At 34.3% G+C, this 23,811-nt stretch carries 17 protein-coding genes; 11 read left to right on the forward strand and 6 right to left on the reverse strand.

Annotated elements, in window-relative coordinates; all coding sequences use genetic code 11:
- Positions 1–47 precede the first annotated feature (47 nt).
- On the reverse strand, positions 48–1,028 hold the full coding sequence (locus AC6CHH_RS02070) for a LuxE/PaaK family acyltransferase (protein WP_498279222.1): 981 nt from the start codon (positions 1,026–1,028) through the stop codon (positions 48–50).
- 203 nt (positions 1,029–1,231) lie between these two features.
- Positions 1,232–1,975, reverse strand: a complete 744-nt coding sequence (gene fabG / locus AC6CHH_RS02075) for a 3-oxoacyl-[acyl-carrier-protein] reductase (protein ID WP_498279224.1) — start codon at positions 1,973–1,975, stop codon at positions 1,232–1,234.
- A 236-nt stretch (positions 1,976–2,211) separates the two neighbouring features.
- Between fabG and AC6CHH_RS02080 the strand changes: the two genes are divergently transcribed.
- The 3 genes from AC6CHH_RS02080 to AC6CHH_RS02090 all read left to right on the forward strand — a co-directional run bounded on the left by AC6CHH_RS02080 (position 2,212) and on the right by AC6CHH_RS02090 (position 5,514).
- Entirely contained in the window at positions 2,212–3,708 is a 1,497-nt protein-coding gene (locus AC6CHH_RS02080; protein ID WP_498279226.1) for a malate:quinone oxidoreductase, read from the forward strand.
- A gap of 119 nt (positions 3,709–3,827) precedes the next feature.
- A complete protein-coding gene (gene pnuC / locus AC6CHH_RS02085; protein WP_498279228.1) occupies positions 3,828–4,457 on the forward strand; it encodes a nicotinamide riboside transporter PnuC in 630 nt (209 codons plus the stop codon).
- Complete coding sequence (locus tag AC6CHH_RS02090) at positions 4,435–5,514, forward strand: acyl-CoA dehydrogenase family protein (protein ID WP_498279230.1); 1,080 nt, start codon at positions 4,435–4,437, stop codon at positions 5,512–5,514. Before pnuC ends, AC6CHH_RS02090 begins: the two co-directional genes overlap by 23 nt.
- A 280-nt stretch (positions 5,515–5,794) precedes the next feature.
- Here the strand turns inward: AC6CHH_RS02090 and AC6CHH_RS02095 are convergent, their stop codons facing one another.
- Positions 5,795–6,811, reverse strand: coding sequence for an LLM class flavin-dependent oxidoreductase (locus tag AC6CHH_RS02095; protein ID WP_498279232.1), 1,017 nt, complete (start codon positions 6,809–6,811; stop codon positions 5,795–5,797).
- Between the two features lie 453 nt (positions 6,812–7,264).
- Here AC6CHH_RS02095 and AC6CHH_RS02100 point away from each other — a divergent pair, with 453 nt between their 5' ends.
- The 7 genes from AC6CHH_RS02100 to AC6CHH_RS02130 all read left to right on the forward strand — a co-directional run bounded on the left by AC6CHH_RS02100 (position 7,265) and on the right by AC6CHH_RS02130 (position 19,518).
- Entirely contained in the window at positions 7,265–8,833 is a 1,569-nt protein-coding gene (locus AC6CHH_RS02100; RefSeq protein ID WP_498279234.1) for a phosphoenolpyruvate carboxykinase (ATP), read from the forward strand.
- A gap of 16 nt (positions 8,834–8,849) precedes the next feature.
- A complete protein-coding gene (fbp, locus tag AC6CHH_RS02105) occupies positions 8,850–9,872 on the forward strand; it encodes a class 1 fructose-bisphosphatase (protein WP_498279236.1) in 1,023 nt (340 codons plus the stop codon).
- A 443-nt stretch (positions 9,873–10,315) separates the two neighbouring features.
- Complete coding sequence (locus AC6CHH_RS02110) at positions 10,316–12,106, forward strand: chloride channel protein (protein ID WP_498279238.1); 1,791 nt, start codon at positions 10,316–10,318, stop codon at positions 12,104–12,106.
- A gap of 336 nt (positions 12,107–12,442) precedes the next feature.
- Entirely contained in the window at positions 12,443–13,609 is a 1,167-nt protein-coding gene (locus tag AC6CHH_RS02115) for an efflux RND transporter periplasmic adaptor subunit (RefSeq protein WP_498279240.1), read from the forward strand.
- An 82-nt stretch (positions 13,610–13,691) separates the two neighbouring features.
- Complete coding sequence (locus tag AC6CHH_RS02120; RefSeq protein ID WP_498279242.1) at positions 13,692–16,850, forward strand: efflux RND transporter permease subunit; 3,159 nt, start codon at positions 13,692–13,694, stop codon at positions 16,848–16,850.
- Positions 16,851–16,858: 8 nt separating this feature from the next.
- Complete coding sequence (locus tag AC6CHH_RS02125; RefSeq protein WP_498279244.1) at positions 16,859–18,325, forward strand: TolC family protein; 1,467 nt, start codon at positions 16,859–16,861, stop codon at positions 18,323–18,325.
- Between the two features lie 680 nt (positions 18,326–19,005).
- Positions 19,006–19,518, forward strand: coding sequence for a thioredoxin family protein (locus tag AC6CHH_RS02130; RefSeq protein ID WP_498279246.1), 513 nt, complete (start codon positions 19,006–19,008; stop codon positions 19,516–19,518).
- Positions 19,519–19,552: 34 nt separating this feature from the next.
- Here the strand turns inward: AC6CHH_RS02130 and AC6CHH_RS02135 are convergent, their stop codons facing one another.
- Positions 19,553–20,053 (reverse strand): group III truncated hemoglobin, encoded by a 501-nt coding sequence (locus AC6CHH_RS02135; protein ID WP_498279248.1) that lies wholly within the window; start codon positions 20,051–20,053, stop codon positions 19,553–19,555.
- A gap of 430 nt (positions 20,054–20,483) precedes the next feature.
- On the opposite strand from AC6CHH_RS02135, the gene AC6CHH_RS02140 reads away from it, so the two are divergent.
- A complete protein-coding gene (locus AC6CHH_RS02140) occupies positions 20,484–21,032 on the forward strand; it encodes a DUF1543 domain-containing protein (RefSeq protein ID WP_498279250.1) in 549 nt (182 codons plus the stop codon).
- 127 nt (positions 21,033–21,159) lie between these two features.
- Here AC6CHH_RS02140 and AC6CHH_RS02145 read toward each other — a convergent pair whose 3' ends face one another.
- Together AC6CHH_RS02145 and AC6CHH_RS02150 are read right to left on the reverse strand one after the other, a co-directional pair.
- On the reverse strand, positions 21,160–21,843 hold the full coding sequence (locus tag AC6CHH_RS02145) for a peptidase associated/transthyretin-like domain-containing protein (RefSeq protein WP_498279252.1): 684 nt from the start codon (positions 21,841–21,843) through the stop codon (positions 21,160–21,162).
- A gap of 3 nt (positions 21,844–21,846) precedes the next feature.
- A complete protein-coding gene (locus AC6CHH_RS02150) occupies positions 21,847–23,808 on the reverse strand; it encodes a M1 family metallopeptidase (protein WP_498279254.1) in 1,962 nt (653 codons plus the stop codon).
- Positions 23,809–23,811: the final 3 nt, after the last annotated feature.

Consider the following 23,811-nt stretch of genomic DNA (forward strand, 5'->3'; position numbering starts at 1 on the left):
CCATATTGGTTTATTCTCAGCAGAATTTGGGAGTATATAGTATGGAATCATTGAATTAAAAGATTGCATCCTCGAATATCAGAATTGTCAAATCTTCCAAGAATCTCAAATGATCCATTAGGCTGAATCTTTCCTAAATCCTGTGTTGCTATAAATGAACAGGAATTGTAATTGCATAAATCAATAACATTCACCGCTCCAGTTTTTGATTCATTAATTAATGATAGAGGATCGTTCGTATCTCTGATTAATATTTTCATCCAATTAGGGGTGTTAAATAGACCATTTCCAAAAGAATAGCCTTGAGATAGCAATTCAGTCATTCCATATTCTGAATGTATACTATCTACACCAAATCCTTGACAAAGAATGGTGTGGAGTTCCTCCCTAACCATTTCCTTCTTCTTTCCTTTCATACCCCCTGTTTCCATGACAATTAATTCAGGGAAATTAATATCATATGTTTCAACAAAGTCAAGCAACGCATAGGTCACTCCAAATAAAATTGTTTTTTTCCCTCTTTTTTTTAATGTATTTAATGTGTTAAAAAGGTCTTCTTGATTGTGAAGGAAAAAATTACTTTCGAGTTGATGAGATTCTTTAATAAAATCTTCAATCATATAAACTAAAGACGACCCTGATCGTTCCAAATAAGACGGGAGCAAGGCTAAAATGGCAAAATCTTTTATTTTTCCATAGAATTGTTGGAAAGTAAGTCTGAAACTTTTTTTATATAATTCAAAATCTGATACATAATGTTTACTTGTTACCATCCCAGTGGTACCAGAACTACTAAAAATAATTTCAGGTTTAAGCCCTTCAATAATTATTTTTTTCGTTTTAAAAAATTGAATAGGCATGAACGGGATTTCCGTATAATATTGTATTTCATTAGGTTCTATGCGTAATATTTGAAGGAATTCTTTATATATTTTGGTGTTTTTTGATTGATAATTAAACACCTCAATAGCGCATTGATTGAAATCCTCTTCTGAATTTATATTAAATATTTTTTTTGTAAAATTCATAATATAGGCTCTAATGTATTACCAGAAATAATGAAACTAGGTGTCAAGTTAACGTCTTTTTCTCATGAATTTCTTAATCTTGTGCTTAACGTCCTCCAATTTATGTCCAGAGAAATTGAAAAGAATATTATCTTAAATGGTCAATTTTGATTTAGAAAGTAGGTTTGTTTTTACCTACTTTCTAAATCAAAAGGAGTAAAAAACTATAACATTCCTCCACAAACTGGAAGGACTTGTCCGGTAACATATGCTGATAAATCAGAAGCAAAGAATAAACATGCATTAGCCACATCCTCTGGTAATCCAGCACGTTTTAATGGAATATTTGCTTCCCAACCTTCGACTACTTTTGCGTCTAAAACTTCCGTCATTTCAGTACGAATGAAGCCAGGCGCAATTACATTAGTTCGAATATTCCTTGATCCAAGTTCTTTTGCTAATGATTTTGAAAAACCAATAATTCCTGCCTTAGAGGCTGCATAATTTGCTTGACCCGCATTTCCTTGAATACCTACCACCGAACTCAAATTTATGATGCTTCCTTTACGATTCTTCATCATCACCTTAGATGCTGCTTTTGAGACATTGAATACAGATTTTAGATTAATATTGATCACATCATCCCAATTCTCTTCAGTCATTCGCATTAAAAGGCCATCTTTGGTAATTCCAGCGTTGTTTACCACAATATCAAGCGTGCCAAATTCATTTACAATATCATTGATTAATTTTTCTGCCTCATCAAATTTGGAAGCATCAGATCTATATCCTTTTACCTTGGTTCCAAATCCTTGAAGTTCCTGCTCTAATGCCTCTCCTTTTTCTATGGAAGAAAGATAGGTGAAAGCTACATTTGCACCATGTTGAACAAATACTTCAGCAATTTTACGACCTATTCCTTTTGATGCCCCTGTGATTAAGGCCGTTTTTCCGGATAACAATTTCATGCTATTTTAAATTTATGTACGTGAATTTAAAGTTCACAAAAGTGAAAAATAAACTCCATAATACAAAAAATGTCTCACAATAGTAGGCTTATAGAAATATATTTTGATTCAAACAGGTGGTTTTGTAGATAATATTTGTGTTTTTTTGATAAAATCACAAATATTTGAAACGTTTCTGACAAATTTATTCGCTTAAATATAATTCGAATATTAATTTTGTATTTCATTTTATAACCATGGGTAAGAAAACAAAGAAAACGGAAGTAGATGTTGTTTTAATTGGCGGAGGTATCATGAGCGCTACGCTGGGTACACTAATAAACGAATTGAGTCCCGATATTAATATTGAGATTGTAGAACGTTTAGATGTGGTTGCCGCTGAGAGTTCAGATGCCTGGAATAATGCCGGTACAGGACACTCTGCCTTGTGTGAGTTAAACTATACACCTCTACAAGCAGATGGTAGTGTGAAAATTGATAAAGCTATTCATATTGCTGAGCAATTTGAGGTGTCTAAGCAATTTTGGTCTTATCTGGTTGAAAAAAATATTATAAAAAATCCAAGTCATTTCATACGTAGAGTTTCTCATATGTCGGCAGTGTTTGGAGAAAAGGATGTAGAATTTTTAAAAACAAGACACCAAACCCTTATTAAGAACAATCTTTTTAAAGGAATGGAATACACTGAAGATAAAGCAACTCTTAAAGAATGGGTGCCTTTAATGATGGAAGGCAGATCTGAGAATGATCCAATGGCAGCGACAAAAATGGATATTGGAACGGATGTTAATTTTGGTGCGCTAACGGAAGATTTATTAACCCATTTGGATGGTAAAGATAATATTAAGTTGTCTTTAAATCAGGAAGTCAAAGACATCGACCGGGAGGATGATGGGAGATGGGAAGTAGAGGTAAGGGATTTGAAAACTGGAGAAAAGAGAGAAATCACAGCAAAATTTGTTTTCATCGGCGCAGGAGGCCATTCTCTGTTGCTACTAGAGAAATCTGGAATTCCAGAATCAAAAGGTTATGGAGGGTTTCCTGTAGGTGGGCAATGGTTAAGGTGCACCAATAAAGAAATTATTGAACAACACCATTCTAAAGTCTATGGAAAGGCCTCGGTTGGAGCTCCCCCGATGTCGGTTCCTCATTTGGATACTCGTTATATCGACGGACAACAGGCTTTGTTATTTGGTCCTTATGCAGGGTTTTCCACAAAGTTTTTGAAGAAAGGTTCTTACTTTGATTTGCCCGCTTCAATTAAGCTTTCTAACATTCGACCAATGTTGTCCGCAGGATTGGACAACTTACCCTTGACAAAATATTTAATTACCGAGGTGATGAAGAAACCTCAAGATAAACTAGATGCTTTAAAACAATTTGTTCCGACGGCGAAGATGGAAGACTGGGCTATAGAAAAAGCTGGTCAACGGGTTCAAGTTATTAAGAAGGATCCAGTTCATGGTGGCATTCTAGAATTTGGTACGGAAGTCGTTTCTAGTGCAGATGGATCTATTGCAGCCTTATTAGGAGCATCTCCTGGAGCTTCGACTTCAGTTGCGATAATGATTAATTTATTGAAAAGATGTTTTCCTGAACGTGCAACTTCTGAACCGTACCGTCAAAAATTAAGAGAGATGATTCCGACTTGGGGTAAAGAGCTGAATAAGAATGAAGAGCTTTGTCAATCAACACGGAAAAATACTTCTCAAATTTTGAAGTTAAACATGTAAGTAATTTAAGGGGTGCCATTATTCAGAATCATTTTCTGAAATTAGTGAGCTGAGAATAAACCCATTCCTATTGTTTTAAAAGGGAGCACCTGATCCAGATAATGCTGGCGTAGGGAAAAATGATGAAAGAAATTATATTCAACGTATTTTACACAATATCTCGTACTTTTTGGCTTGAGTGGATTTCAGTTATTTGTGGAATTATTCAAGTCCTTTTATCGAAAAAAAATAAGGTATCTAATTACTTTTTTGGAATCCTGGGGATTATCTCTGGAATGTTTGTCCTTTATACTTCTGGTTTGTATGGAGAAATTGTCCTGCAAGTTTACTATTTAGTCATGAGTGTGTATGGTTGGTGGTATTGGACATCAAATAAAGTAGCACATCATCAGTCGATAACAACTTGTTCAAAAACTGATTGGAGTATTGTAATTGCAATCGTCGTATTCGGATTTTTTTTCTTTTTCATTTGGTTAAGCTTTGCCACAGATTCTGAGGTTCCAATTTATGATGCTTGGGTAAGTTCGACAGCATGGGCAGGGATGTGGCTTTTAGCAAAAAGAAAACTTGAAAATTGGATATTACTGAATATCAGTAACGTTTTTGCCATCCCATTGTTAATCTATAAAGACCTTTATTTATTTGCTGGACTTACTATTTTTCTAACAATAGTTGCGGTGTTTGGATACTTGAATTGGAAAAAAATTTTGCTTAACACAATTAACAATGGTGAGAAAACAACAAATTGATAGTATTAAGGATTTACAAGTAAGTGCAATTGATAAAAAATCGCTTGTTCCAGAACAATTAGATTTGATATATAAGGCCAATTGGTTTAATATATGGGTGCCAAAAGAATTTGGCGGACTTGAGTATAATCTTCCTGCAGGATTGGAATTATTAGAAGAACTTGCTTATTGGGATGCAGGACTCGCATGGACCATAACCTTATGTTCAGGCGCCAATATGTTTGTAGGGTACATGGACAAAGAAATAACTAAAGAAATGTTTAAAAATCCCAAAATTTGTTTTGGTGGCAGTGGGGCAACAGGTGGAAAAGCATATTGGGATGGAGAAGATTATATGATTTCTGGTTATTGGAAATATGCAACTGGAGCTCCCCATCTTACGCATTTTACCTTAAATGCTGAAGTATTTGATGTTCAGAATAATCAAATATTGAATAATGGAGAACCCGTGATTTTATCTTTTGTAGTCCCGAGAGAAGAAGTTTTGATTCAATACGATTGGGATTCTTTTGGTTTAGAATGTACAGCAAGTCATAGTTTTACTTTAAGCAATGTAAGGGCGTCTAAAAATCAAAGTTTTTCTTTGAATCAGGATAATATTGTTCTCCACTCGCCAATTTTTAATATCCCGTTTTTACCTTTTGCTGAACTTACCTTATTGATGAATTACATTGGGATGTACCGCCGGTTTTTAGATTTGTTGGAAAAATACGTTTTCGAACAATCTAAAAACGCTAAAGGATCAATTACCTGGATTAATTCAAGTTTTAAAGAGATAGATCGATTAAAAAGTGAATTATCAGGAAAGAGTTTCTTTTTTAAAAAATTATCTGAAGAAATTTGGGAGAATAGCGAGAATAGGAAATTGGATAATAAGGAATTATTTGAATCGGTTACCAGAGAGTCTAAATTACTAGTTAAAGAAATCCGTGAGCATATCATGGATTTATATCCACTTGGCGGCATACATGCAGCTCAACGTGAAAATGAAATTAATATAGTTTTTAGAAATTTCTTTACAGCGACTCAGCATAGTTTATTGAATAGGCTGTGCTGAAAAATCTATTTTGTTTTTGAATAGCCCTTTTGAGCAAATTAAGATTCTCTGGGGTAGAGTTTTTTAGAATTTAGGATAAAAAACAATGGTGGATTTTAATCCTCATTCGTGTTAAAATCATCACCATCGTAGATGAACTCCGCTAAATAAGAGTTCCATTCTTGAATTAATACTTCATCTTTAATCATAACTAATTTATTTTTTAATATTCAAATATAAATAGTTCTTTTTATTTGAATATTACCTGAGTATTAAATCTATGTTAACTCGCTTTTTAATGCTATTCAATCTCTACTCTTGAGTTTAAAATATCAAATGCATTCGCAATTAATTCAAATGCATGAAGCCGTTTTAGGTCATCGTATATGTAGTTGCTAACCATTATTTCTTGTGCACCTATTTTTCTATTAAAAGTCTCTAATTGTTCGGCGATAGTAGCAGCGGTGCCTACGAAAGTACATTTTACCATAGATTCTACAGCAGCTTCAATTTCGGGTATCCCATGGTAGATTGTTTCTTCAGTAGGGGGAGATAATGGCATTCTCCGGTTGGTAACGATAGCAGCAAACATGTTATAAAGGCTAGTAGAAAGTAATTTTGCTTCTTCTAGACTATCTGCAGCGATAGCATTAATACAAACAAGCAGATAAGGTTTCTTCGAATATTTTGAGGGCTTAAAATTTGTTTTGTAAATTTCAGCGGCATTTTCTAACATGGCAGGCGCAAAATGAGCTGCAAAAGCATAGGGTAGGCCTAATTCAGCAGCCAAGTAAGCACTATCTGTACTTGAACCTAATATCCATATAGGTACTTCCAATCCTTCTGCAGGAAATGCGCGAACTTTAGAGGTTGCATTTTCAGAATTAAAATATTTTTGCAATTCCAATACATCATCTTTAAAATAGAAAGCAGTGTTTAAATTGTTACGCCTAAGAGCCATTGCTGTAAGTTGATCTGTTCCAGGCGCTCTTCCTAGACCCAAATCAATTCTGCCGGGATAAATTGCTTCTAAAGTTCCAAATTGTTCCGCAATTACTAAAGGCGAATGATTAGGAAGCATAATTCCACCGGAACCTACCCGGATATTTTTTGTGCTATTTGCTAAATGGCCAATTAATACAGAGGTCGCAGAACTGGCGATATATTCCATATTATGATGTTCTGCCAGCCATAATCTTGTGTATCCTTTATCGTCAATAAATTGTGCACCGATTCTCGCCCTTTCAATAGCATCAGTTGCAGTCTTATTCTTGCAAATACTAGCTAATTCTAAAACTGAATATTTGATTTTATCCATGGTGGTAAAGATACGTCAGTTTTGTAAGTAAAATTGTCTGAGGATTGTATGGATTACAATTTCCCTACAGAATTAATAGAATTTGACCTAATTCTGATGATTCTATTGGAAATCGATATTAACCTATTTTGTCAATTTATTAATATATATTATCAAAATTATTTTAGCAAACTATTTATTATGTGTTTTAAGACTGTGTTTTTATGATATTAAGTTTTAAATCCCTTTTATTCAATTGAAAAGCTATAAGTGAGCCTATTGGGTTTAAAGTGCTATTGACTATTTTATTGAAAATCATCTAAACTATTTTGCTAAAAAATAATTATAGATATAATTTAAATTATACCATTGATTTTCAATGCATTATCATTGTGTAAATTTGACAATATGCTAAATTTATTTTTATTTATGCTAAAATTATGTATAGATTTGCCACCAAAATAAAGCCTATATATGACAAACTTGATCAACAATCATTTTGAGAGCTTGGGTATCCACCCAGTTGGCCCAATTTATTTCCAACTACCGGTTCCAGAATTGGTAGAACATGCAATATTTAATGAAGAGGCATCACTTACAGAAAGTGGTGCTTTAAGTTTTAAAACTGGAAGATTTACAGGTCGATCTCCTGAGTCTCGTTTTTTAGTCATGGATGCCTCTAGCGCCGAAAACGTAGACTGGGGAAAAGTAAATAAGGCCATGTCTTCAGATTTATTTGATGCATTATTTTATAGGGCAAAAAAACATCTTTCACATATTCCGTTATATGTACGATCTGTACAGGCTTGTAATCATCCTGATTATGCTCAGGTGGTCCTTACGCTAACCGAAAGTCCTTGTCAAGATCTTTTTGTGAATAATATGTTTCTCCAGGTTGATGGTGAAGAACAATTAGCGATTGATTGGACGCTTTTAGTTGCATCGAGTTTGAAGATAGATGATTATGAAGAAATCGGATTACCAAATTCACATTGTGTTGCTATTGATTTAACCCGTGGGCGAATCCTTATTATAGGGACAGCATATACAGGTGAAATCAAAAAAAGTATTTTTAGTGCACTAAACTATATGCTACCAATAAGTAAAGACGTATTGACGATGCATTGCGCGGCGAATGTAGGAAAAAAAGGAGATACTGCATTGTTTTTTGGGTTATCCGGTACAGGTAAAACTACCTTATCGTCTGATAATGGACGATATTTAATAGGGGATGATGAGCATGGATGGGATCAGAATACTGTATTTAACTTTGAAGGAGGCTGTTACGCAAAAACAATTGGTTTAACCTTCGAGAATGAGCCTCAAATATACAACGCACTTCGCTTTGGTTCCCTGTTGGAAAATGTAAATTTTAAGTCGAACTCTAGAGAAGTCGATTTTGACAATTCCAGCATTACAGAAAATATGCGGGCTTCTTACCCTCTTGATTTCCTAGATAATGTAAACAAAGGGCAAGGTAACACGCCTGAGCATGTCTTTTTCTTGAGCGCTGATGCTTTTGGGGTTCTTCCTCCAATCTCTAGATTAAGTTCAGAGCAAGCTATGTATTATTTTATAAATGGGTACACGGCTAAAGTTGCTGGGACAGAAATCGGGGTTAAAACTCCTGTTGCCACATTCTCAGCTTGTTTTGGAGCTGCTTTTATGCCGTTACATCCAATGAAATATGCTGAAATGTTAAGACAAAAATTAGTGGAAAATCCAAAAATACAAGTATGGCTCGTAAACACTGGTTGGATTGCAGGACCTTATGGAATAGGTCGTAGAATTCAATTATCTTATACCCGCCAGGTTATTCAATCTGCCATGGTAAACACTTTAGGAGAACATGGATATGAAACTCACCCGATTTTTGGATTGCAAATGCCAAGAGAATGCCCAGGAGTCCCAAATAAAATCTTAAATCCTAAACTCATGTGGGAAAATCCCGAAGCCTATGATGAGCTTGCAAATAAATTAAAGTCTATGTTTGACGAAAATTATACTCAATTTATTCCCATTGACGCCGAAGAAAAAAAATAAGATAATTATTTGATTTATGAGTATACAAACTTTGGAACAATTCATTTCCGAACAACAAATGCAGTTCCCGCAAGCAAAAGGAGAATTGACTCGTCTTTTGCAAGCAATATCCCTGGCAGCCAAAATTGTTCATAGAGAAGTTAATAAAGCTGGTTTAGCTGATATCTTAGGAAAACAAGGGGAAAGTAACATTCAAGGGGAAGAACAACAGAAATTAGATGTTTTTTCTGATCATTATTTTATGGATGTATTGCAGAGGGTAGGTGAATGTTGCTATTTAGCTTCAGAAGAACATGAACATGGTATTGATTTAACGAACTCATCTAGGTATGGAATAGGTAAGTACATGGTATATTTTGATCCTCTGGATGGTTCATCGAATATCGACGCAAATGTTTCAGTTGGAACTATCTTTTCAATTTATAAAAGAATTAGTACAGGACTTCAATTAGAAGAGAAAGACTTTCATCAACAAGGAAACAAACAAGTAGCTGCAGGTTACATCATCTATGGATCATCAACGATGTTAGTATACACGACAGGAATGGGGGTGAATGGTTTTACTCTTGATCCTTCAATTGGGGAGTTTTGTCTCTCACATCCGGTATTGAGGATCCCTTCAAAAGGGCAAACGTATTCTGTAAATGAAAGTAATTACAATCAATTTCCAACAGGTATTAAAAAATACTTACAATATTGTAAAGAATTTGATCTCCTGACTGACCGGCCCTATACCTCTAGATACATTGGTTCTTTAGTGGCTGATTTTCATAGAAACCTGATTCAAGGAGGTATATTCCTGTATCCAGCGACATCTCAATATAAAAACGGGAAATTAAGACTGATGTATGAATGTAATCCATTGGCCTTCATTGTAGAACAGGCTGGAGGAAAAGCCTCAACAGGATCTGGACGCATTTTAGAGATTACACCAGATGATTTACACCAAAGAACTATGTTAATTATTGGTAGTAAAAAAATGGTGGATGAAGTAGAGAATTTTATTAAAGAGTATGCAACAGCAAATGTTGAGAATTAAATTTGATTTCTTTTAAGTTATTAAGTGTTCTAATTACTTTTTACAGAACGAGCTCGAGAAAATTCATTGGTATATATATAAGTTTTCTTGAGCGTCGTTTTGGCTCATCTGTACCCTAATTTGTAGAGATAAATAACTTAAAGTTTTCACGTGCAAATAAACCATTTTTTTAGAAAGGTTAACAAGTAAACACAATAAATAAATTATTGATTTGAGACTTTGACATTCTAAGGGTCAAATGTTGCAACAATTTACATAAAACTCTGAAGCTTTTCTTTAATCAAATTGTTCTCATATATTAATCCCAATATTTTGTTAGTATACTCAAGTTAAATTGGCAATTTGCTCCTTTGGATTCATTTTTTTCTTCCTCTTCTTCTTAAAAATCCGCTATCCAATGAAATGGTTTCTATATTTGTAGAGAACAATCTTTCTCAAAACAGATGAAGTCACATTTATTAAAAAAGCTTCAAGCCATTAACAATTGGAGAATGCAAAAGATCAGCAATAGGAATTTCTTAATTGTTTTGGCTTTTCTAGTAGGTATTGTTGGAGGTTTGGCAGCAGCGCTCTTAAAAGGTCTGACCCATTATATTGCCGCAGAATTGCAGGATGATGTGACTTGGTACTTTAAATATTCTCTTTATTTAATTTTCCCTTTAATCGGAATTTTTCTGAGTGTTTTTTATGTTCGGAAATTCTTAAAGGGTAAAAAATTGGAACATGGGATTACCCCAATTATATATTCAATTTCACGAAAGTCAAGTCGATTTGATTTTCATAACATTTATTCTCAAATTATTACGGCTGCAATAACCGTCGGATTTGGAGGATCTGCGGGTTTAGAAGCTCCTATCGCATCAAGCGGAGCTGCAATAGGTTCCAATATGGGTAGATTTTTTGGCTTAAGTTATAAGGAAATCACCATGTTGTTAGCTTGTGGCGCTGCTGCAGGTATTTCAGGAGCATTCAATAGCCCAATCGCAGGAATGATTTTTGCAATTGAGATTCTACTTCCTGAATTTTCTATTCCTGCATTTATTCCTTTATTAATTTCTTCAGCTTTAGCTGCAGTTATTTCAAGAATTATATACAGTGAGCCCTTGTTTCATACAATAGCGACAGATTGGGTCGTTGATGCTATATTTTTCTATATCATCTTAGCCGTCCTAATTGGAATTTATACAGTCTATTTTTCTAAAATAAGCCAACTGGTGAAAAAATGGTTCTCAAGAATTAAGAATCCGTATAATAAGGTTTGGTTTAGTGGTATAACTATCGGTGCCATGATTTTTATTTTTCCTGCGTTATATGGAGAGGGGTATATAACAATTCAGCAAATGTTAGATGGTAGATTCGATGCCATTGTAAAGAATTCATTGTTCTCAAATTATAAAGATATAGCTTGGGTTGTAGTTTGTTATACATTATTAACCTTATTTGCAAAATCATTTGCTTCTTTATTCACAATCAATGGAGGGGGGAATGGAGGGATATTCGGACCAAGTATGGTAATGGGAGGTCTTTTGGGATTTGCTTTCGCTTTTGGTGTAAATCAAATGGGTTTTATTCAACTTAATGTACCCAACTTTGTCATGGCTGGAATGGCTGGTTCGCTTTCTGGAATCATGCATGCCCCATTGACAGGTGTTTTTTTGATTGCCGAGATTACTGGAGGTTATACCTTAATGGTCCCGTTAATGTTAATTTCTTCAATATCCTATCTGATTAACCGAGCCGTGATGAAAAATTCTATTTATACGAAGGCATTGGCTGAAAAAGGCGATTTGATCTCTTACGAGGATAAAGATCGTACCGTTCTAAGCATGATGAAATTAAGATACTTGTTAGAAACCAATTTTGTCAAATTAAAACCTGATGAAACTCCTTTAATGCGTCAAAGTGATATCATCCATTCCAAAAGGAATATATTCCCAATTATTGATGACAAAGGGAAACTTCTTGGGATACTTTATAGTGAGCAATTATTCTCTGTTTTATTAGGTGAAATAGAAGGCAAAGATACGAGTTTCGAAAAATTGTCACACAAACCCAAAGATGTTATTATTGAGACTGAAAACATGGAGGTTGTGATGGCTAAAATGAATAAAGATGATGTTTGGATACTTCCAGTTGTAAATACCGAAGGACATTACCTTGGCTTTGTTTCTAAGTCATCTGTGTTCAATAAATATAGAGGATTGCTCATCAGACAGGGACAATATTTAGGTTAGAATTTTTAGTCCTGAAAATTTCCTTTAAAAAGGATGAAATTGAATTTTACATCTCGAGTTTAATCTTGGGCGATAAATGTATATTGTCCTTTTTTATCTATTAAGCCTAAATTTTTAACAAAATAATTTCATAATTTATTTCAACGCAGTTTGATTAAGACTTTAGTTTGAAAATCAGTTGGTTATCATGAAATCATATATTGTATTTTTTTTAATCAAAGAGATATTATATGTTAACAAATGTTAAACGGTGCAATAATTTTTCAATAATACGTTAATTAGTATGAATTGTAATGAGAATATTACGAATTGGTTGTATTAAATGTATTAATTATTGTGAAGAAATTAAAATCCTCAATTTTAACTGGAACTGTCTTTTTAACGAGTGCAATTTGTTTATTTTCAGGTTGTTCTGAGTCTAAATCAAAAGATAAAGAAAATAACAATAAAGCATTAGCGCTACCCGTTTACACCGTCACTAAATCTGATGCAGTGACTGTAAAAGACTACTTAGGGACAATTGAGGGGAAAGTCAATGTAGAGGTTCGTCCTCAAGTGGAAGGTCTTCTTAAAGAAATATATGTAGATGAGGGCTCTTTTGTTCAAAAAGGGCAGAAGCTTTTTAAAATAGATCCCTCTTTTTATCAAGAAGACTTGAACAATACAATTGCGAAACAAAATGTGGCGAAGGCTAAACTTAAAAATGCCAAACTAGAAGTAGACCGATTAAAACCATTGGTTGAGAATGAAGTAATTTCTGAGGTTCGATTAGCAGCTGCTGAATCTGATTATCAAGTTGCAAAAGCCAATTTGGATCAAACCGGAGCTGAAGTAAGATCGGCACAATTAAGTAAAGACTTTACAATAATTAAAGCACCAGTGAGTGGATATATAGGTCGAATCCCTAAACGAATTGGTAACTTAATTACAAAAGGAGATAAAGACCCTTTAACTTTTTTGTCTGACATACAAGAAGTTTACATTTATTTTGCAATGAATGAATCTGATTTTTTGTATTTTTCTAAAGCTCAGGCAAAAAAAGATAGTGTTGATGGAATCAAATACGATAAATTAAAAAGACTGACTTTTCCTGAAGTCACTTTGGTTTTATCGGATGGTGAGGAATATCATTCTAGAGGTGTAGTTGATGCTGTGAATGGCCAGGTGGACAGAACAACTGGAGCCATTTCCCTTCGTGCAACTTTTCCGAATCCGGAAAACATTCTTCGATCCGGAAGTTCGGGTACACTAAAAATCGCTGAGGTAAAACAAGGGGTTTTACAAATTCCTCAAATAGCAACCAATGAACTACAGGATAAAACATTTGTTTTCGTATTGGATAAAAATAATAAAGCAAAACGTAGGAATGTAAAATTGGCTGGTAGAAGCAAAGACAACTTCATCGTTTCACAAGGGTTAGAGATTGGTGATCGGGTAATCCTAAGTGGTTTTGATAAATTATCCGAAGGTGTGACCATTATGCCTATTGCTCAACAAAAATAAATTCAAAATAGATTTGATGTAAATAATTTCTTCTTCGAAATCGAAGAGGTAAGAATTCATTTTGCTCAAAACAATCCTTTTTATGCTTAAAACATTCATTAACCGTCCAGTGCTTGCTACTGTAGTTTCAATTCTATTAGTGATTTTAGGGTTCGTGGGTATGAAATTGCTTCCAGTCACGCGTTTTCCAGAAATTGCACCACCAAGTGTTGTTGTTTCTCTAAGTTATCCTGGTGCAACGGCTGAAACTGTTGCTTCAAGTGTATTGCTTCCCATAGAGGAGGCGATTAATGGTGTTGAGGACATGACCTACATTAAATCCACTGCGTCTAACTCAGGTTCTGGATCTGTTACCGTCTTTTTTAAAACGGGTACTAACCCGGATTTGGCATCTGTAAATGTACAAACACGAATATCTAAAGCAATTAGTGCTATTCCTGCAGAAGTTAATGAAGCAGGGATAACCACCATGCCTCGACAAAGTGGGGTGATCATGACGATTAATTTATTTTCAAATCACCAAGATAGTATTTACAATGAAACCTTTTTACAAGCTTATGCACAGATTAATTTAATGCGCCCTTTACTTCGTGTGGATGGAGTAGCACAAGTCTCAAGATTGGGAGCAAGAGATTATGCAATGCGGGTTTGGCTAAATCCAGAGAAATTGGCGCTTTATAATTTAGTGCCAAAAGATGTAAGTGAGGCTATTAAAGATCAAAATTTCGAAATTGCACCTGGTAAGTTTGGAGAAACCTCCGATGAGGTATTTGAAACTGTAATAAAACATAAAGGTAGATTTACACAGCCTGAAGAATTTCAAAATGTGGTCATTAAGACCAATAGAGATGGTTCGGTCCTTTATTTAAAAGATGTGGCTAGGGTTGAATTTGGGGCAACAAATTTGAATTCTGATAATAAGGTTAACGGCTATCCAGGTTTAACGCTCAATTTAACCCAAACCAGTGGTTCAAATGCACATGATATTGATGTTGAGGTTAGAAAGGTATTAGCAGAACAGGCTAAAACATTTCCTGATGGTATTGATTATGAAATTACTTATTCAGTACGAGATCAAATTGATGAATCTATCAATCAGGTAAAAAGTACATTGTTTGAGGCTTTTATACTTGTATTTCTTATAGTCTTTATCTTTTTGCAGGATTTTAGATCGACTCTGATACCTGCTATTGCTGTTCCCGTTTCTTTAATTGGTACTTTCTTTTTCTTGCAATTGTTTGGCTTTTCATTAAATATACTGACGATGTTTGCCTTGGTTTTGGCAATTGGAATTGTTGTTGATGATGCCATCGTTGTTGTAGAAGCGATTCATCAGAAAATGCATGCAACAGGTATGAAAGCCAAGGCGGCCACGCTTTCCACCATGTCTGAGATAACAGGAGCCATACTTTCAATAACAATGGTAATGGCAGCAGTTTTTCTTCCAGTAGGTTTTATGGAAGGTCCCGCTGGTATTTTCTATAGACAATTTGCCTATACATTGGCCACAGCTATTCTTATTTCAGCATTAAATGCTTTAACATTAAGTCCCGCATTATGTGCATTACTTTTAAAAACACCTAAAAGTGTAGCAGAGAATGATACAGGAAATAAAAATAAGTTTAATAAATATAAAGATCGTTTCTTTGAGGCATTCAATGTATCCTTCGATAAGTTAACCAATAAATATATTGCTGCCGTTGGATTATTAATTAAAAATAAAAAAATAGCTTGGAGTGGACTTATTATAATAACTGCTCTCGGCGTTTTTTCCATGATTAAAACTCCAAAATCATTTATTCCAACTGAAGATGATGGATTTGTAACATACAATTTATCTATGCCTCCAGGGGCTTCCTTAGCTCGTACAACAGAAATTCTTCATAAGGCGGACAGTATTCTAAAAAAACGTAAAGATGTTGAAGGAATGACAACTGTTTCTGGGTATAATGCCTTGAATGCTAGTTCTAGTCCCGCTTTTGCCGCAGGTTATATTACGTTAGTCCCTCACACGGAACGACAAAATTTTCACAATATAAATGAATTTATGGATTCAGTTCGAAGCGATTTGTCCGTCTTACATGAAGCAAATTTCACTGTTTTTTCAAGACCCACTGTACAAGGCTTTGGCGATTTTGCGGGGATGGAGTTGGTTCTCCAGGATCGGCTAGGAGGTGATATTCGAGACTTCAATGTAATTGCTGATTCCTTTATCAATGAAATTAATCAGTTACCGGAGATTGGTAATGCATATACAAGCTTTAAATCTAATTTCCCACAATATGAAGTGAATATTGATGTTGTTAAAGCAAAATCTTTAGGATTAGAAATTAATAGTTTAATGTCCACAATTCGTTCCTATTTTGCGCGTGTTCAAACAAGTGATTTTAATAGATTTGGTCGGCAGTACCGTGTATATGTTCAATCTGATTTTGATTTCAGAAAAGACCCCGAATCTTTTAATTCCATATTTGTTAGAAACAAAAGCGGTAATATGGTTCCAATTAATACCGTGTTAACCTTAGAAAAGATTGTTGGACCAGAAACCATTACGCGATATAATTTATATAATGCCATTATTGTAAATGCCGAACCAGCTACAGGTTATAGTACAGGTGATGCTATGGAAGCTATTGAGCGACATGCAGAAGAGAACTTGCCAGGTAATTATGGTTACGAGTGGACAGGAATGAGTTATGAAGAAAGTCAATCTGGATCCCAAACTCTACTTATTTTCGCGCTAAGCATTCTCTTCGTTTATTTCTTACTATCTGCTCAATATGAAAGTTATATTTTGCCATGGGCAGTATTGTTGTCTATCCCAGTCGGCCTAATAGGAGTGTATGCATCAATTGGATTGGTCGGCTTAGAAAACAATATTTATGTCCAAGTTGGATTAATAATGTTAATCGGGCTCCTTGCGAAAAATGCAATTTTAATTGTTGAATTTGCTGTTCAAGAACGAGAAAGAGGAATGAGTATAGTGGATGCAGCAATCAATGGAGCTAAACTACGCTTAAGACCGATTTTGATGACAAGTTTAGCATTTGTTGCAGGTCTAATTCCATTAATGTGGACCGTTGGGCCATCGGCTATTGGGAACCACTCCATAAGCTTCAGTGCAGCTGGAGGAATGTTAGTTGGAGTTGTGTTTGGCGTTTTTGTAATTCCAATGTTATTCGTTGTCTTCAAAACTCTTGACGAAAAAGTGAAAAATAGAATTAAAACGGATCAAGAATAAAAAAATTCATGAAAAATTTACGACTATCAAAAATATTTGTAACGTGTATCTGTGTAGCATTGTTACTTATTCAAGGATGTAAAATTGGTCAAAAATATATGCAACCTAGTTTAAATTTACCCGATCAATTCAGGGGTGATACGCTTACATATTTTGGAGATACAACCAGTATCAGTCAAATCTCATGGAAGGATTTCTTCCATGATCAGATTTTAAAAGACTTAATTGATACGGCTTTGGCAAATAATTATGATGTAAAAACCGCCCTTTTAAATATTCAAATTGCAAATAAACAACGTAACCAAAATAAGTTGAATTATCTTCCAGAGGTAGATGCAACAATTGCTAGCGCAAACAAACAATATCGATCTGAAAATTATGGATCTTCCCCCTCAAGTAGGTGGCATAGTGAAAAAGGCATTGAACCAGGATCTTCTATGTTTACCTATTTATCTCAATTTGGCTCTGAAATAGCTTTTAGTTGGGAAATTGATGTCTGGGGTAAAATTAGCAATGCAAAAGATCAACTTACAGCCGAATATTTAAACACAACAGAGGCAAGGAATGCAATCCAAACTAATTTAATTGCGAATGTTGCAAAGGGATATTTCAATTTGCTCATCTTAGATGCTAAGATAGAGGTGGCAAAACGAAATCTTCAGCTTAATGATAGCACCTTACAGATGATTAAACTGCAATACCAGGCAGGAGAAATTTCAGCTCTAGCTATTCAACAAACCGAATCACAACGTCTGATTGCCGCTTCTTTAGTCCCTGAACTTGAAATGGAGATTCTTCTTCAAGAAAATGCTTTGCGGGTTTTAACAGGGCAAATTCCAGGTAAGATCGAACGCGGAACTACTTATGAAGATCTAATAACTGAAAATAGCGATATATCTTTAGGCGCTCCTTTGGAAATTATTCGAAATAGACCAGATATTCGTCAAGCAGAGTTAGAACTAATTGCTGCTAATTCGAATGTCAATATCAAACAGACAATGCGTTATCCTTCCTTAACATTGGAAGGAGTTTTTGGAGTCAACTCGATGCTGCCAAGTAATTGGTTTTCAATACCAGGGTCTTTGTTAGGAGGAATTGGAGGCAGCTTAACTTCTCCGATATTTAAAAGGAAGAAATTAAAAATGCAGTGGGAAATTGCTAAAATAGAAAGAGATAAGTCAGAAATAGGTTTTCAACGAGCCGTTTCTGAAGCCGTCTCTGAAGTTTCGAATGCGGTAATCACTGTAGATAAACTGAGGGAGCAAATTGATTTTGCTGAACTTAGAGTTGAAAACTCTGAAAAGGCGGTAAAAAATGCAATCCTTTTATTTAAAAGTGATTATGCCACTTATTTAGAGGTTATAACTGCACACGGGAATGCTTTAGACAGTGATATCGCATTAGTCGAGCTTAACCAAGCGCATTTGGAATCGTATATTGATTTATATCGATCTTTGGGAGGCGGTTGGAAATAAGTCTTATTTGCTTATAATTATCTTTCAATTTTTCCGCTCAGAATGATCTTTCGAAAATTCGGCTTGTTAGATATTTGATCGTATTATTCGGTTTATGAAAATAAACAAGTTTTTTGTCAATAGTTTAACCAATTTAATCAAAAAATGACTCACCTCCAATTTGGTCTACTTGTAAAAATTGAAAATGACCATGGAATTGCGCTAAAGAATATAATAGCGATTACAACGTATCTTTTCCATAAATAGGTAAACCCTAAATTTCCAATTTTTTTATAGACTGATACTGTGAAGAAATTTATTAAAATAATTCCAATGCTCATCATAGTAATATGTTCAATTCCAAAAAAGCGAACGTCTCTTATTTTTAAGCCTTCGGGTATATTAAGCCAAAACGACTTCACAAGAGGGCTATTGAAATATAAAAGAAATCCTATTATGAATTGAATATCATATAGAAAAGTTAGGAATAGCATTATGAAATAATGTTCTGAAGAAAATGTTTTTTTCGAAAGATGACCTTGAAATATCCAAAGGGATTGAAAAATCAGCACAAAAATAATCACCCATCTGTAATATGAATGGAATAATAGCAAACTATAATACATATATTAATATTCTATGACGGTTTTAATTTAGAATTTCTAAATTAGCTTTTTCGAATTCTTGAATATAAATTGAACATGAAAAAACTGACTCAAATTCTAGTTATAATTATTATAAGTTCTGCGATTAATATTTCTTCTAGTATTGCACAAAATAAAGAAGTTAATCCAGAATTTGCCGAATTAATGAAACCATATCATCCTGATGCAAACGCGCAAGGAGATATTGATAGTTTAGTAAATATTTCAAAAAGAGACAAGAAGAACATCATCATTCAAGCCGGTGGTAATTGGTGTATATGGTGCTTACGTTTTAATAATTTTATTCAGAAAACATCTGATATTCAGGAACTTTTAGATCAAAATTTTCTATACTATCACTTAAATTATTCTCCTGAGAACAAGAATGAAAATGTATTTAATAGGTATGCCAAAGATAAAGGGAAAGAGTTTGGTTATCCCTTCTTTATTGTTTTGGATCATCAAGGTAAAGTTCTCACAACGCGAGCAAGTGGCGATCTTGAGGCAGGAAAAGGATATGACAAAGGAAAGGTAATTCATTTTTTTAATGAATGGCTACCAAAAAAATAGATTTAAATTGGCAAGATGTCTGTTCAGCAGTTATCTAGTTTTTTGACTTTTGATAGGATATTTTAAATTCAAACATTTCAGCCATTCGTTCTCCTTGCCACTTGGCCTTATCTGCTAGTTCACCTTGATATAATTCGTCAACCGTGCTTTTAAACAATAGCAGCCATTGATTAAAATGTTCCTTTGTAATTGGCAACTTTGCATGTGGAGGAAAAGGGCTACCAAAATAACTATGAACGTCTAATAATACTGTTTGCCAAAACCTATACATTTTTTCTAAATGTTCATCCCATCGATCTTGAATAACTACATTAAAAATTGGACCTAACAATTTATCTTGTCTAATTTTGCTATAAAAATTATTTACCAAAATTTTTACATCATCGAGGCAGCTTATATCGTTCATTTCTGTATTTATCGTCATGGATCTTTGTATTTTATTTATTTTAATGAGGTTGAATTCTAAAAGTTCAAAAGACTTTTTCACCTTCATGCTTTTTGAATTAGATTGAAAAGTGACGGCTTTCCATTTCATTTTTATGGATGACCATTATAAATTGTGCTATAATAAAAGGATTTATTGTATTTACTTTAATCTTCTATATGACACTAAGTTTGACTGTCTTTAAAATATTTAACAAGTTATTATTTACAAATATAGTGATATTCCGCTATTTAAGACAAAATTGTCTTAAATAGATGTGTTGGGTTTAATTATCAAAAAATTCCTTAGTATTGCCGTCATTGAGAATAATTTCTTCTAGTTGTGGAAAATTAAAAGGTGATTAATTTATGAAAAATATTTCTTAAGCTTGGTCATTAATAAAAATGCTGCGTAAACAGACTCATCGCCTAAGCGTGTGTGAGTAGTTTGCTTAATTCGGGAAGGATACAATAGAAGTATCTAAAACAAACCTATCAGATAAATGAAGGTTTAAATTAATTCAATACATAAAATTAGCGAAATGACTCTATATATGCTTGTGATAGGAGGGAAACCAGAAGGTAGATTTATTGAACAACATGATGTTTTTTTTGGGATTGGGAAACAACTCAAGGATTTAATTCCTGATTTAAATGATTTTTGGCCAGATTTAGTCGATAAGATGCATATAGATTCTTGGCGCTCTGTTACAAAGGTGGGAGGATATGGAATTAAAATTATTCCTAAGAATGATGTGAAGGACACGCAAGAATTTAAGTTGTTTTTTGTAAATCTTGGAGGATATAAACCGAACGATATGGAAGAATATCACTACAAGCAATTAGTTGTTGCTGCTAATTTAGGAGATGCGACACGAATTGCAAAAGAAACTGCCTTTTGGAAACATCATGAATCTTCCCACATTGATGATAAATATGGAATTGACGTAGATGATATCTATGAGGTTAAAGATTTATTACCTCCAACCTTCAAAGACCTTTATAGTTTACAAATTACAATACAGAATGATCTACTAGAAGATAATTTAGAAATAGGCTATCTTAAATTAAGCAAACTGAAGAACACATAAGTGAGGTGTAAGACTATTCATTTAAAAGTAACTATACTTTAAAAATGACTCTTAGATAAATTGAAGGAGAGAAGCAAGGCGTAGAATTTTGAATATTTCTGTCGCCTTGCTTGCAAATTAAATTATCTTATTTCTTTTTGTATTTAGCAAAAGAATCCAGAATATAGGCTGTTAAGTCTTCTTTGCTTGCACCCTTTATGAATGCATAGCTCGGTCTAAACCTTTCCTTAAATAGTGGTAGTTCATCGCTAGTCAGAGGTAATAAAGAAAGAATAAGGTCATTAGTAAATACTCGATCTACATTTCTTTGATCTCTTTCCAACTCTAAGATTTTTATGGCATTCCTAGCTTGTTTGGCAGATTTACCAAATAATCTAGAAGGTGAAATCCGTATTCCGCCTCGGTATTGACTAGTCTCAACAGCTTTACTATTGTTCTTTGCTCGTTCAATTTCACGAGTTATACGGCTATCTGTTATTTTAGATACAACCACCTCATCAATTAAAATCGTGCTATTATCTCTGATTAAATATATTCTAGATACTCCATCCTCATATATAAATGCTGTATCGCGATCATATCCTTTAGCCAATAAGGTTAAAAAATCATTTTTTTTACCTTCTATTGTGAAATTTCCATCTTGATCAGAGAACACTTGTTTGTTGGTTCTTAGATTTTTAATCTGAACATCTTTTATTCGTTGACTACTCTCTAGGTCGAAAACAATACCCTTGATTTCTTGCGCAAAGGTACATGTCAGATTGGTTAATAATATTCCTATTAATAATGCAATTAATTTATATTTTCTCATCTTTTATTTTGTAGTCCAAATGTTGTTTTCAGGATTGATATCAGGATAAACATTATCTGGGTCTATTTTTACACTTTTTAGTTTTTCCGTAGTATTAAGAATGAACTTCCAAGAAGTATTTCTTTCCCAAACTTCAACCGGAAGTTTGTGACGAACTTTTTTGCCACTTATAGTTGTTGCTTCTATAACAACTGGCATTGCCATTTGTTGTAGATTTGAAATTGTAATTTCCGAACCTTTAGCAGGGTCAAGGTTGACATAATTTATTTCTTCAATCGCCTGATCGAGTGACCAATTGTTTATAAACCAGCCGCGCCAGAACCAATTTAAGTTCTCTCCAGTTTCGTTTTCAATCACTCGGAAGAAATCTTCTGGTGTAGGGTGTTTATATGCCCAGTATTCAATATATTTTTTGAAAGCTGCATCAAAACGTTTATGACCAATGACCTCATCACGAAGAATACGTAAGGCATATCCAGGCTTATAATAGGCGAGGAGTCCAATATGTCTTTCCCGCATGGCTTGAGGGCTTGACATAATAGGTTCTAGATTGGGGTTCATGAGTACTTTACCCATGGCATTTCGATCTCCCATCCTTTTGTGGTATTCACCTTTATTAAACGCCTCAGTGGAAAGTTCATTGATAAATGTATTGAAACCTTCATCCATCCATGCGTATAACCGTTCATTAGATCCAACAATCATTGGAAACCAAATGTGACCAAATTCGTGATCTGTTACTCCCCACAAACTGCCCGCTTTTGCTCTATTTCCACAAAAAACAATTCCGGGATATTCCATCCCTCCAACATTCGAAGCAACATTTACGGCAATTGGATATGGATATTCCATCCATTTTTTTGAATAGTATTCAATGGATGCCTTAGTATATTCGGTAGAACGTTCCCATGCATTTCCACCATTACTTTCTGTTGGATAGGCTGATAACGCTAAGGATTTTTTACCACTTGGTAAATTAATTTGAGCAGCATCAATAATGAATGCCTTTGAACTTGCCCAAGCGACATCACGTGAATTAGCTAATTTATATTTCCAAGTCAAGGTGTTTTTCCTAGGCCTAGAATTTGAACTAACGACTTCCTCAGCAGACCTAATGACTACCGTCTGATCGCTGGATTTAGCTTTATTATAACGATCCAATTGTTCCTTTGTCCAAACCTCCTGAGGATTTAATAACTCTCCACCCATAACTACAATATGATCTGCGGGTGCCGTGATTTCAACATTAAAGTCTCCATATTCCAAATAAAATTCACCAGGCCCTGTATAAGGTAATGCATTCCATCCTTGAATATCATCATATACCGACACTTTTGGATACCATTGTGCTATAGCATAGATGTCTCCATTTTCCGTTCCTAAAATACCTGTCCTGTCTGCACCGTATTCAGGAATTGTATACGAAAAATCCATACTTATCTCAGTTTTTCCTCCTCCGGCAGCTAGTGGCTCCGGTAGCTCAATACGCATCCGGGTATCATTGATTGTATGGTCCAATTCTTTGGAATGATTACCCAAAACCTTTTCAATAGTGTACCCACCATTAAAATCAGATCCAGCCTTACCATATCTACTGTTAGACAAGGGAACTACTGACTGACCTATAGATTCTTTGTTGAATAAATTTTGCTCTAACTGTAGCCAGATAAATTCTAATTCATCAGGACTATTATTTGTATAAAAAATCTTAACAGTTCCACTAACTACATTTGTTTTATCATCCAAATTTACTTTGATATCATAACTGGCTTGGTTTTGCCAGTAAGCATGACCTGGTTTTCCTGAGGCTGACCGATATGGGGAGCCATTGTTATTATAAAATACAGGGCTAAAGGCCATCGTATAATCATATTTACTTTCTGCTTTTTGAGCGAATCCCTCTTGAATTAGAAAAGTATTGGCAAGGAAAAGTACCAGAATGAAATTTAAGTTTGTTCTTTTCATCGA

It is taken from the genome of Sphingobacterium sp. GQ94 (assembly GCF_059758715.1).

Bases quoted from the DNA above. Each gene is read 5' to 3' on its own strand.
- AC6CHH_RS02110 (WP_498279238.1), top strand. From the start codon at position 10,316: ATGAAGTCACATTTATTAAAAAAGCTTCAAGCCATTAACAATTGGAGA.
- AC6CHH_RS02095 (WP_498279232.1), bottom strand. From the start codon at position 6,811: ATGGATAAAATCAAATATTCAGTTTTAGAATTAGCTAGTATTTGCAAG.
- AC6CHH_RS02125 (WP_498279244.1), top strand. From the start codon at position 16,859: ATGAAAAATTTACGACTATCAAAAATATTTGTAACGTGTATCTGTGTA.
- AC6CHH_RS02100 (WP_498279234.1), top strand. From the start codon at position 7,265: ATGACAAACTTGATCAACAATCATTTTGAGAGCTTGGGTATCCACCCA.
- AC6CHH_RS02150 (WP_498279254.1), bottom strand. From the start codon at position 23,808: ATGAAAAGAACAAACTTAAATTTCATTCTGGTACTTTTCCTTGCCAAT.
- AC6CHH_RS02135 (WP_498279248.1), bottom strand. From the start codon at position 20,053: ATGAAATGGAAAGCCGTCACTTTTCAATCTAATTCAAAAAGCATGAAG.
- AC6CHH_RS02090 (WP_498279230.1), top strand. From the start codon at position 4,435: ATGGTGAGAAAACAACAAATTGATAGTATTAAGGATTTACAAGTAAGT.
- AC6CHH_RS02130 (WP_498279246.1), top strand. From the start codon at position 19,006: ATGAAAAAACTGACTCAAATTCTAGTTATAATTATTATAAGTTCTGCG.
- AC6CHH_RS02070 (WP_498279222.1), bottom strand. From the start codon at position 1,028: ATGAATTTTACAAAAAAAATATTTAATATAAATTCAGAAGAGGATTTC.
- AC6CHH_RS02120 (WP_498279242.1), top strand. From the start codon at position 13,692: ATGCTTAAAACATTCATTAACCGTCCAGTGCTTGCTACTGTAGTTTCA.
- AC6CHH_RS02145 (WP_498279252.1), bottom strand. From the start codon at position 21,843: ATGAGAAAATATAAATTAATTGCATTATTAATAGGAATATTATTAACC.
- pnuC (WP_498279228.1), top strand. From the start codon at position 3,828: ATGATGAAAGAAATTATATTCAACGTATTTTACACAATATCTCGTACT.
- AC6CHH_RS02140 (WP_498279250.1), top strand. From the start codon at position 20,484: ATGACTCTATATATGCTTGTGATAGGAGGGAAACCAGAAGGTAGATTT.
- fabG (WP_498279224.1), bottom strand. From the start codon at position 1,975: ATGAAATTGTTATCCGGAAAAACGGCCTTAATCACAGGGGCATCAAAA.
- fbp (WP_498279236.1), top strand. From the start codon at position 8,850: ATGAGTATACAAACTTTGGAACAATTCATTTCCGAACAACAAATGCAG.
- AC6CHH_RS02080 (WP_498279226.1), top strand. From the start codon at position 2,212: ATGGGTAAGAAAACAAAGAAAACGGAAGTAGATGTTGTTTTAATTGGC.